This is a genomic window from Bradyrhizobium sp. 139 (assembly GCF_023074175.1).
Classification (GTDB): Bacteria; Pseudomonadota; Alphaproteobacteria; order Rhizobiales; family Xanthobacteraceae; genus Bradyrhizobium.
In genome coordinates, this window is sequence record NZ_JADPKS010000028.1 from 1 (window position 1) to 16,023 (window position 16,023).

Annotated in this window: 14 protein-coding genes; 11 read left to right on the forward strand and 3 right to left on the reverse strand. The window is 63.5% G+C overall.

Features of this window, described 5'->3' with window-relative positions:
• On the reverse strand, positions 1 to 724 hold a 724-nt coding region (locus IVA80_RS07450), incomplete at its 3' end, for a reverse transcriptase domain-containing protein (protein ID WP_346347979.1).
• Between the two features lie 863 nt (positions 725 to 1,587).
• Here IVA80_RS07450 and IVA80_RS07455 point away from each other — a divergent pair.
• The 10 genes from IVA80_RS07455 to IVA80_RS07500 all read left to right on the forward strand — a co-directional run bounded on the left by IVA80_RS07455 (position 1,588) and on the right by IVA80_RS07500 (position 12,388).
• Complete coding sequence (locus tag IVA80_RS07455) at positions 1,588 to 1,962, forward strand: DUF2946 domain-containing protein (RefSeq protein WP_247427378.1); 375 nt, start codon at positions 1,588 to 1,590, stop codon at positions 1,960 to 1,962.
• 85 nt (positions 1,963 to 2,047) lie between these two features.
• Positions 2,048 to 4,447, forward strand: a complete 2,400-nt coding sequence (locus tag IVA80_RS07460) for a TonB-dependent receptor (protein WP_247427380.1) — start codon at positions 2,048 to 2,050, stop codon at positions 4,445 to 4,447.
• A gap of 26 nt (positions 4,448 to 4,473) precedes the next feature.
• Positions 4,474 to 5,679, forward strand: coding sequence for a sialidase family protein (locus tag IVA80_RS07465; RefSeq protein WP_247427382.1), 1,206 nt, complete (start codon positions 4,474 to 4,476; stop codon positions 5,677 to 5,679).
• Positions 5,680 to 5,681: 2 nt separating this feature from the next.
• The gene (locus IVA80_RS07470) at positions 5,682 to 6,179 is read left to right on the forward strand and encodes a TlpA disulfide reductase family protein (RefSeq protein ID WP_247427385.1); all 498 of its coding nucleotides are present in this window, start codon (positions 5,682 to 5,684) and stop codon (positions 6,177 to 6,179) included.
• Positions 6,180 to 6,207: 28 nt separating this feature from the next.
• Entirely contained in the window at positions 6,208 to 6,741 is a 534-nt protein-coding gene (locus IVA80_RS07475; protein ID WP_247427388.1) for a copper chaperone PCu(A)C, read from the forward strand.
• 32 nt (positions 6,742 to 6,773) lie between these two features.
• Positions 6,774 to 7,292: a DUF1775 domain-containing protein gene (locus IVA80_RS07480; protein WP_247427390.1), complete on the forward strand. Its 519-nt coding sequence runs from the start codon at positions 6,774 to 6,776 to the stop codon at positions 7,290 to 7,292.
• Positions 7,292 to 8,854 (forward strand): CopD family protein, encoded by a 1,563-nt coding sequence (locus tag IVA80_RS07485; protein WP_247427393.1) that lies wholly within the window; start codon positions 7,292 to 7,294, stop codon positions 8,852 to 8,854. Before IVA80_RS07480 ends, IVA80_RS07485 begins: the two co-directional genes overlap by 1 nt.
• Positions 8,855 to 9,005: 151 nt before the next feature.
• Positions 9,006 to 10,325, forward strand: coding sequence for a proline--tRNA ligase (gene proS / locus IVA80_RS07490; protein ID WP_247427396.1), 1,320 nt, complete (start codon positions 9,006 to 9,008; stop codon positions 10,323 to 10,325).
• A gap of 73 nt (positions 10,326 to 10,398) precedes the next feature.
• Positions 10,399 to 11,679, forward strand: coding sequence for a lipoprotein-releasing ABC transporter permease subunit (locus IVA80_RS07495; protein WP_247427400.1), 1,281 nt, complete (start codon positions 10,399 to 10,401; stop codon positions 11,677 to 11,679).
• 7 nt (positions 11,680 to 11,686) lie between these two features.
• Positions 11,687 to 12,388: an ABC transporter ATP-binding protein gene (locus tag IVA80_RS07500; RefSeq protein WP_247427897.1), complete on the forward strand. Its 702-nt coding sequence runs from the start codon at positions 11,687 to 11,689 to the stop codon at positions 12,386 to 12,388.
• Between the two features lie 126 nt (positions 12,389 to 12,514).
• On the opposite strand, the gene IVA80_RS07505 is transcribed toward IVA80_RS07500, so the two are convergent.
• Entirely contained in the window at positions 12,515 to 13,594 is a 1,080-nt protein-coding gene (locus IVA80_RS07505) for a zinc-binding alcohol dehydrogenase family protein (protein ID WP_247427403.1), read from the reverse strand.
• A 108-nt stretch (positions 13,595 to 13,702) separates the two neighbouring features.
• Here IVA80_RS07505 and IVA80_RS07510 point away from each other — a divergent pair, with 108 nt between their 5' ends.
• Positions 13,703 to 14,476, forward strand: a complete 774-nt coding sequence (locus IVA80_RS07510; RefSeq protein WP_247427406.1) for a helix-turn-helix transcriptional regulator — start codon at positions 13,703 to 13,705, stop codon at positions 14,474 to 14,476.
• 413 nt (positions 14,477 to 14,889) lie between these two features.
• Here the strand turns inward: IVA80_RS07510 and IVA80_RS07515 are convergent, their stop codons facing one another.
• A complete protein-coding gene (locus tag IVA80_RS07515; RefSeq protein WP_247427408.1) occupies positions 14,890 to 15,870 on the reverse strand; it encodes a tripartite tricarboxylate transporter substrate-binding protein in 981 nt (326 codons plus the stop codon).
• Positions 15,871 to 16,023 lie beyond the last annotated feature (153 nt).

Sequence of the window (16,023 nt, forward strand, 5' to 3'; positions counted from 1 at the left end):
CCAGCAGCGGCGATAGCGGCCCGCCTTGCGGCGTCCCCATCGTGCGCGTCTGGATCACGCCATCGTTCATGATCCCGCTGTTCAGATACGCCCGGATCAGCCGGATGACCCCGGTGTCCCCGATCCGTTTCTGTAGGCGGTCGATGAGGATGTCGTGATCGACCCGGTCAAAGAACTTTTCCAGGTCCACGTCCACCACGATCCGGCGGCCCGATTGCACGTATGACTGCGCCGCGAGGACGGCGTCATGCGCACCTCGGCCCGGCCGGAAGCCGTAGCTGTGCTCGCTGAAGGTCGGATCAAGAATGGGCTGCAGCACTTGCAGCAGCGCCTGCTGGATCAAACGATCCGTCACCGTCGGGATGCCGAGCTCGCGCTCGCCGCCGTCAGGCTTGGGAATCGTCACCCGTCGCACCGGACTGGGCCGGTACGCCCCCGACAACAGTTGTTCGCGGATCGCCGGCCACGCCGTACGCAGATGCGCGGCGGTCTGGTCAATGTCCAGACTGTCCACACCGGCTACGCCTTTGTTGGCCCGCACCCGCTTGAGCGCCCGTTGCAGGTTCTCTCGTGTCAGCGCCGCCAGAAGCAGCGCTGACCCTGTGCCCTTTGGTTCATGCCGCGGGCGACGAGCTTCATCGCTACCCGAGCCACACGCGGCTTCACCGCGTCCTACCCCGGACCGCCCTGCTTGCGCAGGCATCTGATGCGATGCTCGCCACATCGGCATGGCCTCGAACACTCCCTCTCGTTCGGCCCTTCACCTGCGGGACGGCTTCGCAGCCTTCCCACCGACTACTACGACCTCGGCTGACTTCTCGCTCCGGCTCGACACCGTTGCCCTTTCAGGCACGAGGCGAGATCTCCCCAGGTAAGAACGCACTCCTTCACTGCACGGCCGCCGGATCTACGCTGCTTCCCCTTGATCACGAGAGCTTCGCGGTTTCTGGCCCGCTCGCCCTGGTCGGCAACGCCTTCTATCCGGTTCTTGTCCATCGGCCCGCAGCTTCGTTCCACGCTTCCTCCCCACAATCGGTCGCCCTCATGCAGTTGCGCTTCACTTCGCTCGTTGTGATCAACTCACGATGGGACTTTCACCCATAAGAGTGCACCCATGCTGGGCGCACCAAAAAAAGAGCGGGGCCCTAGCCCCGCTCGAAAATTGTGTCGACCCTATTATCCCCGATTCTAAGATTTGCTCTTGATTGACGGGGCGACGCTGCGTTTTGCGCGCCAGGGGCTCCTCCCGAGACTTGGACCACCAGACTTCAACCTTCACAGTCAAGCCTGAGCAAGAGGATGCTAGATCAACTTTTCTCACTTGTCATCATTTTCGGCAACGATTGTTCAAAATTCGAGCAATGGACGAAATGTTCGAGATTTTGACCTCGTAAGCGTATGACAAATATAAGAAATCTGTGGACGGACAGGGTTGCGCGACTGCCTCAAATGCCGGACCTCCCTTCGGAGGGGCGGCTCGACCACAGTTTTCGAGAAATTTGCGCTGGGCCAAGAAGCCGGCGGAACTGGCCTCGACTCGGTCGGCGGGGAGGTGTTTAGTTCGTAGGCGAACGAATGGTTCGGCGGATGCGCGCACGGCTGCAAAAATTCTTACCCCTGGTCCTGCTCGCCCTGGCGATGCAGGTGCTGGCGCCGATTGCCGCCTGTCTGGCGGCCGGTCAGGCCATAGCCGCTCCGTTATCCGCCGGCGTCATCTGCCACAGCGCGGGCGAGCAGGGTGGCCTGAACGATCAGACCGGCACACCGACTGCGCATGGCGGCGCCTGCGCACTCTGCTGTCTGGCGCAGGCGGGCGCCTCGCTCGATTCGCCGCCGCACGCCGCGTTCGCCGTTCCCTACCGCCACGCCGAGCGCGTGGTGTGGCATGCGGCGGATCTATCCGCCGTCGCCGCCCATAAGGGCACAAGCGCCCAGGCGCGCGCGCCGCCCCAATTTTCCTGACGACCCTCGGTGTCGCCGCGGCCCGTCCGCCGGCGATTGATGTTGTCAATTGGCCGGCGATGGCTGCCGGCGTCAGGAATGCCCCATGTTACGTTGTCATGCCCGCCGCGGCGTGAGCGTTGTCGCCGTTCAGGTCGCGCTGCTCGCGTCATCGGGCGCAGTATCCGCCCAAAGCAGCGATACTGCGCTTCCCCCGGTGACCGTCGAGGCTCCGCAGGCTACCCGTCCCAAGCCGATAGCCCGACCCACGCGACAGCGCTCTGTCGTGGCAAGCCGGCCGACGAGGCCCGTTGCGGGGAATGTGAGCGCGAGCGCGCCGACCCAAAACAAGCGAGCCACTGCCGGCGCAGCGCGAGATGGCCTCAATCAGGCGCCGGCCGGCCAGACCGCGACCACCATCGATCGCAGCCAGTTCGACAACCGGCCGGCGTTTTCGGTCAGTGACGTGCTGCGGGACAGCCCGGGCATCTCGATCAAACAGGGGAACGGCCCGCGCGATTTCGGTATCTCGATTCGCGGATCCAACGCCCGGAACGGATTTGGGATCCGCAATCTCGTGATCTTCGACGACGGTTTTCCGGTGACGCAGCCGGATGGCTTGTCGCGCAGCGACCTGATTGATCCCCACGCCTACGGCGCGATCGATGTCATCCGCGGCCCCTCGTCGGCACTCTACGGCAATTACGCGACCGGCGGCGCGCTCAATTTCCGGACGCGGCCAGGCGGCTCGATCGACGGCGTCGAATATGGCGTCGACGGCGGCAGCTATGGCTATCTCAACAACTATCTCGCCGCCGGCAAGAAGGTCGGCAATTTCGAGGGCTCGCTGTTCGCAAGCGACACGCGGGGCGACGGCTACATCGGCAATAGCTGGTTCAACACACAGACCGTCAATTTCCTCGGCACGCTCAAGGCGACGCCGGGCGATCGCTTCACGGTCAAGATCATCAACAACGACCTCAGCGCACGACTGCCGATCCGTTCCTCGCTGAACCAGTACTACCAAAATCCCTTTCAGCAGGGCTGTGCGACAGGTGTCTCGGCGGCAGTCGGATGCGGCACGGTCACGCTGAACAACAACGGTTTTAACGCGACGACAGGTACGGACAAGGAGACCGCGGTGCAGGCCGGGCTCGGCCGCAACGACCGCCGCACCATCGTCGGTGGCCGATGGGAGCACGATTTCGACAACACCACGATCTGGCGCAACCAGTTCGTGTTCGACGACAGGAGCATTAGTCAACCGACCGGAGCGACCAGCGCGATCGGCGATTTTCCTTCGTACAACTTCATGAGCGACGTGACCAAGCGCGGCGAGATTCTCGGTCTGGAATCGACCGGGTTCTTCGGCGCGTTCTACAATACCCTGACGGCCTCGAGTGACACGCGAAACGTGATGCCGGGGGGCAATGCGACGCTCGGCTGGCTCTCGAGCAATCTCTACAGCGAAACGACCAATTATGGTGTTCGCGCCAGGGAGGAGCTCAAGCTCACGTCATCGCTGACGGCCATTGCCGGCATCGGCTGGGAAACAACCCTCCTGAAGGGTATCAACACGGCGTATGCCTACGCCGGCTCCACTGGCATCACCACGACGACGCTCACGAGCGCAGATCGGCAGTTTCAGAATGCGGCGCCTGAGGTGGCACTCCTCTACAATCTCAACAATGAGTGGCTGTTCAGGGGACGGGTCGCCACGGGATACGGTACTCCGCAGGTCTCCAACCTCTTCGTCCTCCCAACGGGTTTGTCGGGCAACAATACCCAGCTCCAAACTCAGAAGAATCTTGGCTACGATCTCGGTTTTGACTGGACGCCGAACAACACGCTCAAGCTGAGCGCGACTGGCTTCTACGAATTCTTCCGCAACGAGATCGTCAGTCAGGCAACCCCGATCAACGGCATTTCCTATACGTTCAACGCACCGCGCTCGGAGCATCGGGGTATCGAGCTTGCCGCCGACTGGAAGTTCCATCCGGGCTGGCGGTTGATGGCGGCTTACACCTATCTCGACGAGGTCTACACCGAGTATGTCGAGAACATCACGAATGGAGCGGTGTTCAGCTTCAACCGGGCAGGCAACAAAATTCCCGGCATCTCGCCCAACGAACTGACGGCGCGTGTTGGCTACGACGAGTTTGCCGGGCCGCTGGCGGGGCTCGGTGGCTTCGTCGAGTTCCAGTGGAAGGACTCCTTCTACATGGACAATGCAAACCTGCTGAAGGCGCCGGGTTATGAACTGGTCAATGTGAACGTCCACTACAAGACCGATCTGGTGTCCGACACTTTCAGATCCCTGAACCTTTTCCTCGAAGTCAGGAATGTGTTCGACCGCACTTATGTTGCGTCGGCCAACAACATCGCCAATACAATCACCGTGGCCGGCCTTCAAAATCCTGCGAGCGTGCTCGCAAACACGACGGGATCGATCTATGCCGGCTCGCCGCGTGCCTTCGTTGCGGGTATGAAGGTGGCGTTCAAATGATCCGGGCTCTCGAAGGGAATAGGGCCATGGTCCGAAGCGGATTGCTCGGGATAGTTGCTCTCGCCTTATTGCAAGGCACGGCGCTCGCGCAGATGCACGGTCAGCATGCCTCCGAAGCGGCGTGTGAAGAGCCGACGCTGCGCTGTGCGAACAAGGTGACGCCGGCATTCGGTCCGGACGGGACGCTGTGGCTGGTCTGGATGGCGGGCGGGCAGGTCTCGGTTGCGAGTTCGCAGGATGCCGGGCGCAGTTTCTCGGCTCCCGTCCAGGTCACAACCAAGCGGCTGAACCTCGATTGGGGACCGGATGCCCGGCCCAAGATCGTGGTCGATCGCAAGGGCGGCATCGCACTCGCGTTCTCGATTTTCAGGGATGAAGCGTTCAACGGGCAGGTGCTCTACTCACGATCTAGCGATGGCGGGAAGAGCTTCGCGGAGCTGAAGCCCATTACCGCAAACAACGAGACCCAGCGATTTGAGGCGCTGGCGCTCGATCAGGACGGAACGGTCTTCGCGGCGTGGCTCGACAAGCGCAATTGCGTGCCTGCGAAGGAGACGGGACGGAAGTATGAGGGAGCGGGGCTGTTCTTTGCCTCGTCGCGCGATGGCGGCGCCACCTACGCAGAGGCCAGCCTCGCGCGAAACAACACCTGTGAATGTTGCCGTTTGGGACTGACACTCGCGGCGCCCGGGCGGCCGGCCGTGATCTTCAGAAATATTTTTGACGGCGGTGTGCGCGATCATGCGGTGATGACATTCTCCGACGTCTCGACGCCAGGTGAAATCCATCGGGTCAGCAACGACGACTGGCAGATTAACGCCTGTCCGCATCATGGGCCGAGCCTAACAGTTGGGCCGAACGGGACCTATCACGTTGCCTGGTACACGAACGGGAAGACGCGGAAGGGATTGTTCTACGCGCACTCGCGCGACGACGGCCGGACCTTCTCTGCGCCGATGGCGATCGGACAGCCGGGCCGCAATCCGACACGCCCTTACGTGCTCGCGGGCGCGACGGGAACGGTGATGGTCTGGAAGGAGTTCGATGGCGAGAAGACGTCGGTCCAGATGATGATTTCGCGTGACGATGGCGAGAGCTGGTCGCCACCGAAAGCGATATCGAGCACGATCGATACATCCGACCATCCATTGCTGATCTCCAACGGCCGGCAGACCTACCTGTCATGGATGACGAAGGCGGACGGCTATCGTTTCACAGCCATCGAGGACTAACCATGAGACGTCGCGTTACGGGCATTCTGGGGCTAGCCATCCTGATCGCATCAGTGGTCGCACTTGACGCGGCGCCGGCTCTCAAGCCGTTCGAACGCGGCACCTGGCAAAGCGTGCTTAAGGGCCATGCCGGCCGCCCCACACTCGTGCATTTCTGGAGCGTGACCTGCGGGCCCTGCAGGATCGAACTGCCGCTGCTCGCGCAGTTTGCGAAAGACCATCCCGGGATTGACGTCGTCACGATCAGCGCCGATCTCGTGCCGAACCTTCCGGCCGCGACGCAATCGATGCTCGACAAGGCGGGGCTGTCGTCGACCGAGAACTTCATCTTCAGCGACGGTTTTGTCGAACGTCTGAGGTTCGAGATCGACCCCGCCTGGCAGGGCGACATTCCCCGGACAATGCTCATCTCCCGGGATGGGACCATCACGACGATAGAGGGTTCGGCCGAGATTGCCGACCTCGAGAAATGGTTGACCCAACAGCTCGCCATACGCTGAAACTCAATCTGCAAACAGGAATGCCAATATGAAGACCATGTTGAAAGATGTGCTGATCGCAGCGTTCGCTCTCGTCCTCTTCGCCGCACCAGTGCGCGCCGACGAAATCAAGGCCGGCGATCTCGTCATCTCGCAGGCCTGGAGCCGGGCGACACCGGGCGGCGCGAAGGTCGCCGGCGGCTATCTCACCATCGAGAACAAGGGGACGGCGGCGGACAAGCTGGTCAGCGTCTCGGCCGATATCGCCGGCAAGGCTGAGGTTCACGAGATGGCGATGGACAACGGCGTGATGAAGATGCGCCTGCTCGACAAGGGCCTCGTGATCGATCCGGGCAAGACCGTGAAGTTCGCTCCCGGCGGCTACCATCTGATGCTCCAGGAGTTGAAGGGCGCGTTCAAGCAGGGTGACAAGGTGCCGGTGACGCTGCAGTTCGAGAAGGCTGGCAAGGTCGCCGTCTCCCTCGATGTCCAGAGCGTCGGCGCACAGGCCCCCGGAGATGCTGGCCATTCCGGCCACATGGACATGAAGAAAATGCCGGATCATTCGGGAATGAAGATGTGACGAGCATGATCTGGACTTGCGGGAGACCAAATATGACGAAGGCATTCTGGCTCGTTGTTCTGGGCGTAGTTGCGACGACGCCTGTGACTGCGCACGTCTTCCTCGAGGCCAAGCAGGCCACCATCGGTGGTTCATACAAGGCCGTCTTCGCCGTGCCCCACGGCTGTTCGGGCTCGCCCACGGTGAAGATCCGCGTGCAGATCCCTGAGGGCGTGATTGCTGTGAAGCCGATGCCGAAGGCGGGCTGGAACGTCGATGTCGTCGAGGGCAAGTATGCCGGCGAATACAACTATCACGGCAACAAGCTCTCCTCCGGGGTCAAGGAGGTGATGTGGTCCGGCGGCAAGCTGCCGGACAAGAACTACGACGAGTTCGTCATGCACACGGTCCTGACCGACACGCTCAAGCCGAACACGACCCTGTATTTTCCCGTCGTCCAGGAATGCGAGACCGGCGTCAGCCGCTGGATCGAAATCCCAGCGGAAGGGGCAGGGCATTCGCAGGAGGGCAAGTCGCCGGCACCGGGCGTGAAGCTCCTGCCAAAACCCTGATGCGCCTGCTCGCCGCGCTCGCGACGCTGCTCCTCGTCGTCGGCTTCGCGACCGGCGCGTTTGCGCACGCCGCACTGGTGTCGGTCGAGCCGGAGAGCGGCAGCATGCTTGCGACCGCGCCGAAGACGGTGGAGCTGCGCTTCAACGAGGCAGTGACACCGGGCGCGATCCGGTTGATCGACGGCGCGGGCAGGGCGCGGGGCGATGCGCGCGTCGGCGCATCGGGCGAGACAATCTCAGTCGCCATGCCGGCGGACCTGCCGCAGGGCACGGCGGTCGTCAGCTATCGCGTGATCTCGCAGGACGGCCATCCTGTCACGGGGTCGGTGATCTTCTCAATCGGGATACCGACGGCAACGAAGCCGCCGGTCAATGCGGATGGTGGACTTGACATCCTGATTTGGTTGTCGCGGATCGGCCTCTATCTCGGGCTCTTCGTGGGCGTCGGCGGCGTATTCTTTGCGCGCTGGGTCGCGTGGTCGATAACGGGCACGACCATACCGCGTGTGGCGCTTGCCATCGGCCTTCCGAGCGCGATTGTCTCTCTCGGGGTGTTAGGCCTCGATCTTCTCGGGTTGCCGCTGGCGGCTCTCTGGACGGTTGCTCCCTGGAAGGTCGCGTTCGCGACCAGTGCGGGTCCGGCCTTGCTGGTTTCCATCGCTGCGATGCTGCTCGCGCTGATGGCGCTGCGCAGCGCATGGTACGCACGCGCTCTTGCGATCATTGCCTTCGTCGGCATCGGCCTATCGCTCGCGATGACCGGCCACGCGGCAACGGCGCCGCCGGAGGCGTTGACGCGGCCGGCGATCTTTCTCCATGGCCTCGGAATCGCCTTCTGGACCGGTGCGCTCGCGCCGCTTGCCGTTCTGGTGTCGAAGCCGGCGGCCGCGACATTGCCCGTCGTGAACCGCTTTTCCCGTATCGCCATGCCGGCGGTCGGCATCCTGGCGTTGACGGGCCTTGGGCTTGCGATCATCCAGCTCGAAAGGCTGTCCGCGCTGGCTGAAACCAGGTACGGCCTCATTCTCTCGATCAAGCTGGCGCTGGTCCTTATCCTTCTGGCGCTTGCCGGGCTCAATCGCTTCCGCCTGACGCCGGCCCTGACGCGGGATCACAAGGCCGCTCGCGCGTTGAAGCGCTCAATCCTGCTGGAATGCGCAATGGCCCTTGCGATCTTCGCCGTCGTGGCCGGCTGGCGCTTCACACCGCCGCCGCGGACGATCGTTCCGGAGACGCCGTTGGTGATCCACATCCATACTGATGAGGCGATGTTCCAGGTTCTGGTGTCCCCCGGTAAAGCCGGCGTCGACGATTTCGTGCTCCAGCTCATGACGGGCGAGGCGACGCCGCTGATCGCCAAGGAGGTGACGCTGACCCTGAGCCTGCCCGAACGCGGCATCGAGCCGATGGAGCGGGGCGCCTCGCTTGGGCCGGACGGTTACTGGCATGTGCGCAAGGTCGCGCTTCCTTTTGCGGGGCGGTGGCATGTGCGGATCGACGCGCTGGTGACCGATTTCGAGAAGGTCACGCTCGAGGACGAACTCGAGGTGGGGCCGCCCTAGAGGGTCGCATCGCGGCTCAAGTCGAACCTGAAGTCGACGGAAAAATGACAGGAATTCCGTTGCGTTAGCGGCTTTTCCTCACTCCCGGTCTTGTGTTTTCGCTCCCAATCCGGTTTCACTGCAAACGGTCACTGATTCCCAGAGTATTGCCATGCGGTTGTCGCGGTTCTTTCTGCCGATCCTGAAGGAAAATCCGAAAGAGGCGGAGATCGTCTCGCACCGGCTGATGCTGCGCGCCGGCATGATCCGGCAGGAGGCGGCCGGCATCTATGCGTGGCTGCCGCTCGGCTTCCGCGTGCTGAAGAAGATTGAGCAGATCGTGCGCGAGGAGCAGGACCGCTCCGGCGCGCTGGAACTCTTGATGCCGACGCTCCAGCTCGCCGACCTCTGGCGCGAGAGTGGCCGTTACGACGCCTACGGCCCGGAGATGCTGCGCATCGCCGACCGCCACAAGCGCGAGCTGCTGTACGGGCCGACTAACGAGGAAATGATCACCGAGATCTTCCGCGCCTACGTGAAGTCCTACAAGAACCTGCCGCTCAACCTCTATCATATTCAATGGAAATTCCGCGACGAGCAGCGTCCGCGTTTCGGCGTGATGCGCGGCCGCGAGTTCCTGATGAAGGACGCCTACTCGTTCGACCTCAACGAGGCCGCGGCGCGCGTTGCCTACAACAAGATGTTCGTCGCTTACCTGCGCACCTTCGCGCGGATGGGGCTGAAGGCGATTCCGATGCGCGCCGAGACCGGCCCGATCGGCGGCGATCTCAGCCACGAATTCATCGTGCTTGCGGAGACCGGTGAATCCGGCGTTTTCATCAATCGCGACGTGCTGGACCTGCCGGTGCCGGGCGAAGACGTCGACTATGAGAGCGACCTGACGCCCATCATCAAGCAATGGACCTCGGTCTATGCGGCGACGGAAGACGTGCACGACGCCGCGCGGTTCGAGCAGGAAGTGCCCGAAGGCAAGCGGGTGAACACCCGCGGCATCGAGGTCGGGCAGATCTTCTATTTCGGCACGAAGTATTCCGACGCGATGAAGGCGCTGGTGGCGGGCCCCGACGGCGTCGACGTGCCGATCCATGGCGGCTCCTACGGCGTCGGCGTCTCCCGCCTGCTGGGAGCCATCATCGAGGCCTGCCATGACGATGCCGGCATCAAATGGCCGGAAGCGGTGGCTCCGTTCCGCGTCTCAATTCTCAACCTCAAGCAGGGCGATGCGGCGGTCGATGCGGCCTGCGAGAAGCTCTATGCCGAGCTCTCCGCCAAAGGCGTCGACGTGCTCTACGACGACACCGACCAGCGCGCCGGTGCCAAATTCGCTGCGGCCGACCTGATCGGTATCCCCTGGCAGATCATGATCGGGCCGAAGAGGCTGGCCGACGGCAAGGTCGAGATCAAGCGGCGAGCCGACGGCTCCCGCGAAACCATGTCGCCTGCGGACGCAGTCGCCCGGCTGGTCGGCTGAATATTGTTTATCGCCCGATTTCGCGGCCGCCAATCCGGCCACATTTGACCCCGAATCATGGGATTATCGAGCGATGGATGAGACCATGACCGAAAACGTTCAAACCGCGCCCTTTGCGCCATTCGAGTGGATGCTGTCGGCGCGCTACTTACGGGCGCGCCGCAAGGAGGGATTCATCTCGGTCATCGCCGGGTTCTCCTTTCTCGGCATCATGCTGGGCGTGGCGACGCTGATCATCGTCATGGCCGTGATGAACGGCTTCCGCAAAGAGCTGCTCGACAAGATTTTGGGCCTCAACGGCCATATCCTGGTCCAGCCGCTGGAATCGCCGCTGACCGACTGGAAGGACGTGGCCGAGCGTATCAGCCAGGTCCAGGGCATCCGGCTTGCGGCGCCCGTGGTGGACGGCCAGGCGCTGGCGTCCTCGCCGTGGAACGCCTCGGGTGTCCTGGTGCGCGGCATCAGGGCCGACGACCTCAACAACCTCACCTCGATCGCCAAGAACATCAAGCAGGGCTCACTTGACGGATTTGACGACGGGCAGGGGGTCGCGATCGGCCGGCGTCTCGCCGACCAGCTGTCGCTGCATGCCGGCGACAGCGTGACGCTGGTGGCGCCGAAGGGCGCGGTCACGCCGATGGGCACGACGCCGCGCATCAAGCCCTACAAGATCGTCGCGGTGTTCGAGATCGGCATGTCCGAGTATGATCTCGGCTTCGTGTTCATGCCGCTTGCGGAAGCGCAGGCCTATTTCAACCGCAGCAGCGACGTCACCTCGATCGAGGTGTTCACCACCAACCCCGACCAGATCGACGCCTTCCGCAAGGCGGTGACGGAGGCCGCGGGCCGCCCGGTGTTCCTGGTCGACTGGCGCCAGCGCAACTCGACCTTCTTCAACGCGCTGCAGGTCGAGCGCAACGTGATGTTCCTGATCCTGACCATGATCGTGCTGGTCGCGGCCCTCAACATCGTCTCCGGCCTGATCATGCTGGTGAAGGACAAGGGCAGCGACATCGCGATCCTGCGCACGATGGGCGCCTCGCAAGGCTCGATCATGCGCATCTTCCTGATTACGGGCGCCTCGATCGGCGTGGTCGGCACGCTGGTCGGCTTCTTCGTCGGCCTTGTGATCTGCCTCAACATCGAATCGATCCGGCAATTCCTGTCCTGGCTGACCAGCACCGAGCTGTTCTCGCCGGAGCTGTACTTCCTCTCGAAGCTGCCAGCCGAGATCGACGTCGGCGAGACTACGGCGGTCGTCGTCATGGCGCTGACCCTGTCGTTTCTTGCGACGCTCTATCCGTCGTGGCGCGCCGCGCGGCTCGATCCCGTCGAAGCGCTGCGGTATGAGTGAGGGGTTGATGGAGCAGCAGGGGGCGGACGATGTACCGGTCATTTATCTCCACGAGATAAAGCGGCAGTATTTGCAAGGTGAGGCGACGCTGACCATCCTCGACGGCGCCAAGCTCGCGCTGTGGGCGGGCCAGTCGGTCGCGCTGGTGGCGCCGTCGGGCTCCGGCAAGTCGACGCTGCTGCATATCGCGGGGCTGCTCGAAGCGCCCGATTCCGGCGAGGTCTATGTCTCGGGCGCGCCGACCTCGCAACTGCCCGACATCGAGCGCACCCAGCTCCGACGTACCGATATCGGCTTCGTCTACCAGTCGCACCGGCTGCTGCCGGAGTTCTCGGCGCTGGAGAACGTCATGATGCCGCAGATGATCCGCGGGCTAAAGAAGTCCGAGAGCGTCAAGCGCGCCAAGGAGATCCTGGGCTATCTCGGCCTCGGCGACCGCATCACGCATCGCCCGGCCGAGCTGTCGGGCGGCGAGCAGCAGCGCGTCGCGATCGCGCGCGCGGTGGCCAACGCGCCGCGCGTGCTGTTTGCCGACGAGCCGACCGGCAACCTCGATCCGCACACGGCGGATCACGTCTTCCAGGCCCTGATGCAGCTCGTCAAGGCGACCAAGGTCTCCATGCTGATCGCGACGCACAACATGGAGCTCGCCGGCCGCATGGACCGGCGCGTGTCGCTGTCGGACGGCCAGGTGGTCGAGCTCGAATAAAACGCGAAAACAACCCCATGCACAGTAGCCGTCCCCAGCCAGCTGCGAGCGGGGTGACCCCTCCCAGCCCGTTGCGATGTCGGACAAATCCGCTGCGACGGCGCACAGCCGCGGCGGCAGGGCCTGTTACGGCCTGATCACCGTCAATTTGAACGGTCCCGCATGGGCTGCGGCGTGATCCACCGCGTCATTGGCGTGGTCGAGATCGAAGGCTGTCGCCTCGTATTCGTCCAGTCGCAGCAACCCCGCGCGCACCAGCGCGATCAGGCGGCTTGCCGCATCCGGCGGATACATCCAGACGCCGTGGATGCTGATGCAGTTGTGCATGATCCAGGGGTACGGCAGCTCGAGGCCCGCACCGCCCGCCATGCCGACGCCGCCCATCAGCACGACGCGGCCGTAGGCGCGCACCGTCATGATCGCCGCGCGCACCACATTCGTGCTGACCGAGGGCGGCATGATGTCGAACACGCAGTCGATCGGCCCCGGAGCCGCGCGCTTCATGCTCTCGCGATCGTCGTCCTCGTTGCCGGTGAGTTTCACCGGCTTCACCCGATTGCCGAAGCGGCGGACGAGGTCGGCCAAAATCTTGTCGTTGCGGCCCGGGGCGACCACGCAGGCCGCGCCCATCGCGAGCGCGACGGCGACGGCCGCGCTGCCGAAATTGCCGGTCGCGCCGCTCACCAGCACGGTCTCACCCGGTTGCAGCTTGGCGGCAAGGAAGCCGCCATAGGGCACCAGCAGCGTCCCCAGCGCGCACCATTGCGTCGCTTCCTCGGACGTGATCGTGCCGAGCCGTTTCACGTTCTCCGTCGGCACCCGCATCTGCTCGGCAAACGAGCCGTGGCGAAAATGCTTTTGCAGGAGCATGCCGCCGGCACCGGCGGCAGTGAGCCCTTGCAGGGCGATATCGGGCGCAACGGCGTCGTCGCGCGAGCGCACCGTCGGATCGCAGAACACCCAGTCGCCGATCGCGAGCCTGGTTGCGTCCGGGCCGACCGCGCGCACCCGGCCGATGGCGCCCGGGCCCGGGATGATCGGCAGGTCGAGCGCATAATTGCGCATCCCGCTGAAGACCTCGTTCATATAGGACAGCACGCGCGTAGCGACGATGTCGATGATGACCTCACCGGTCCCGAGCACTGGCTTCGGAGCATTCTCGATCACCAGCGGTGATCCCAGGGATTTGAGTAGGGCAGCTTTCATGGCGTTGACCTCATATTCGGGTGATCGCCGTATGCACCGGTCTTGAACGGACAAGAAGGCCTGGTATTATCCTAGTATTCCACGGGGCCTCCATCGAGGACATCCATCATGGCCGACCCACGCCGCGTCGAATTCGGCGATTTCCTCAGATCCCGCCGCGAACAGCTGTCGCCGAAGACCGTCGGGCTGCCGGCAGGCAGCCGGCGGCGCACCGCGGGCCTGCGCCGCGAGGAGGTCGCACAGCTCGCCGGCATCGGCGTCGACTGGTACATCCGCCTCGAGCAGGGCCGCACCGTCAGCCCGTCGATGACCACCGTCGACGCGCTGGCGCGTGCGCTACGGCTCAGCAAGACCGAGCATGCGCATCTGAAGGCGCTGGCGCGCGACGGCGACAAGCGGGCGTTCACTCGCGAGATCGTGCCGCCGCCGATGCTGCGGCTGATCGAGGGCCTGCCGCACCCGGCCTACATCACCGGGCGGCGCTGGGACGTGCTGGCCTGGAACGAAGCCGCCGAGCAAGTCTTTGCATTCGGCCGATTGCCGGAGGCGGATCGCAACACGATGCTCCTGATGATGACCAACAAGCAGACGCGAAAGGCTTACGGTGCGGGCTGGGCGGACGTCGCCAAGCGCATGGTCGCGATGTTTCGCGCCACGCACGACGTCTGGGCCGGCGATCCCGCCTTCACCGAATTGCTGACGCGGCTGCGCCAGGGCAGTCCGGAATTCGTCAAATGGTGGGAAGCGCACGAGGTCCGCAGCACCGCCTCCGGCCTCAAGACCATGTCCCATCCGACGCTGGGCGTGCTGCATTTCGAGCACACGAGCTTTCAGGCCAACGACGATCCCGCGCTGAAGCTGGTGATCTACACGCCGGTGTAGGGCGAGGGGAACACGAAGACCGGCCGTCGACCCACGGCTAAGCGGGAACGCGGCGACACGGCCAAGACCTAAGCGGACCCCCGGCAGGGCGGAAGTCATTTCCGTCATCCTCTAGAAAAAATATGACTTCATCATTAAGCCGCGGCGGTAGGCAGAAACTGCGTCCTCGTGCGCCACAACAAGAGAGAGAGGCTCCTCAACTACCAACTTTCCTGAACTGGATTAAGCTGAACGAGCCGATACCAGTCGCCCCGACGAAGGCGAAGCCAGTCAAGACGGCCAACCTACGGTACTCAGCTTCCGTTCGCTCGCAGCCGCCGGGCCCGCGCAGCATGTTGAGGTCGCTCATGACGCACGAGCGGTCCTCGGAGTCCGTCGTAACAGACTCCGGCATGTGCGTATTAGGACCCACTTCAATCGGTTGGGACGAACCCCGTAGCCTCTACGATCGCCTTCCACCGCTCGGATTCGGACGCGATCAGGCGGGCAAGATCACCCATCGCGATCGCGTCAGGCTCGACGGCCAGCTTTGCCATGCCGGACTTGACCTCATTGGTGAGCATGGCCGCCTGGATCGCAGCATTGAGCTTTTGGACGACAGGCGCGGGCGTCTTGGCCGGAACGAAAAACGCATACCATGTGAGGTCCTCGAGCGACGGATATCCAGCTTCCCGCACCGTCGGCACGGCAGGAGCAAACGAGCAGCGGCGCGAGCCGGTGGTCACCAGTGCGCGAAGGTCTCCGGACCGGACGAGACCAAGTGAGCTCCCGACCGGCAGGATTGCCGACGCGATCTCGCCCTTAACCAGATCCTGAATAGCGCCATTGCCCTGATAGGGCACGTGCAAAAAATCGAATCCCGCGGTGCGCGCCAGTGTCGCGCCGAGGAAATGCAGCGTGGTTCCGGCGCCCGCCGTGCCGTAGGTGGCGAGCTTCGGGTTAGCGCGGCACCAGCGGACAAACTCCGCCATCGTCCTTACGTCCGCCGGCACCTTCGGGCCAACGGTCAGTAATGTCGGGGTCGAGGCCACGGTCGACACAGGCGTGAAATCCCGCGGCTGATATGTCAGCGTCTTGTAAACGTGCGGAAACAGCATCATGAAGCCAAGCGGAGCGAACAGCATCGTCGATCCGTCGGCCTCGGCGGTTTTCGCCGCCTCCACCGCGATGCGACCTGCCGCACCGGGCCGGGTCTCCATCACGATCGTTTCGGCATAATTGTTCATCTGGGCAGCAATGAGCCGCGCCAGCGCGTCTTGCAGACCGGGCGTGAAGCCGGTCAGAATGTGCACGGTTTTTGCGAGCGGCTGTGCGAGCGCCCGCGGCACGAGGCACGCGGCGGAAATCGCGACACCGGCCGCCGACGCGGTCAATACATCACGACGCGTGATCATCACTTGTCTCCCTGATCTATCTGGTCTCCGCGCGGGTTCTATCTTTGGATGTACCCCACCGGAGATGGACGGGCTTGATCGACGGCTTACTTTTTCCTTATCGACAGCTTATCCTTGGCACATGCACCGGATTTCGCGGATGACCGCGGTCGC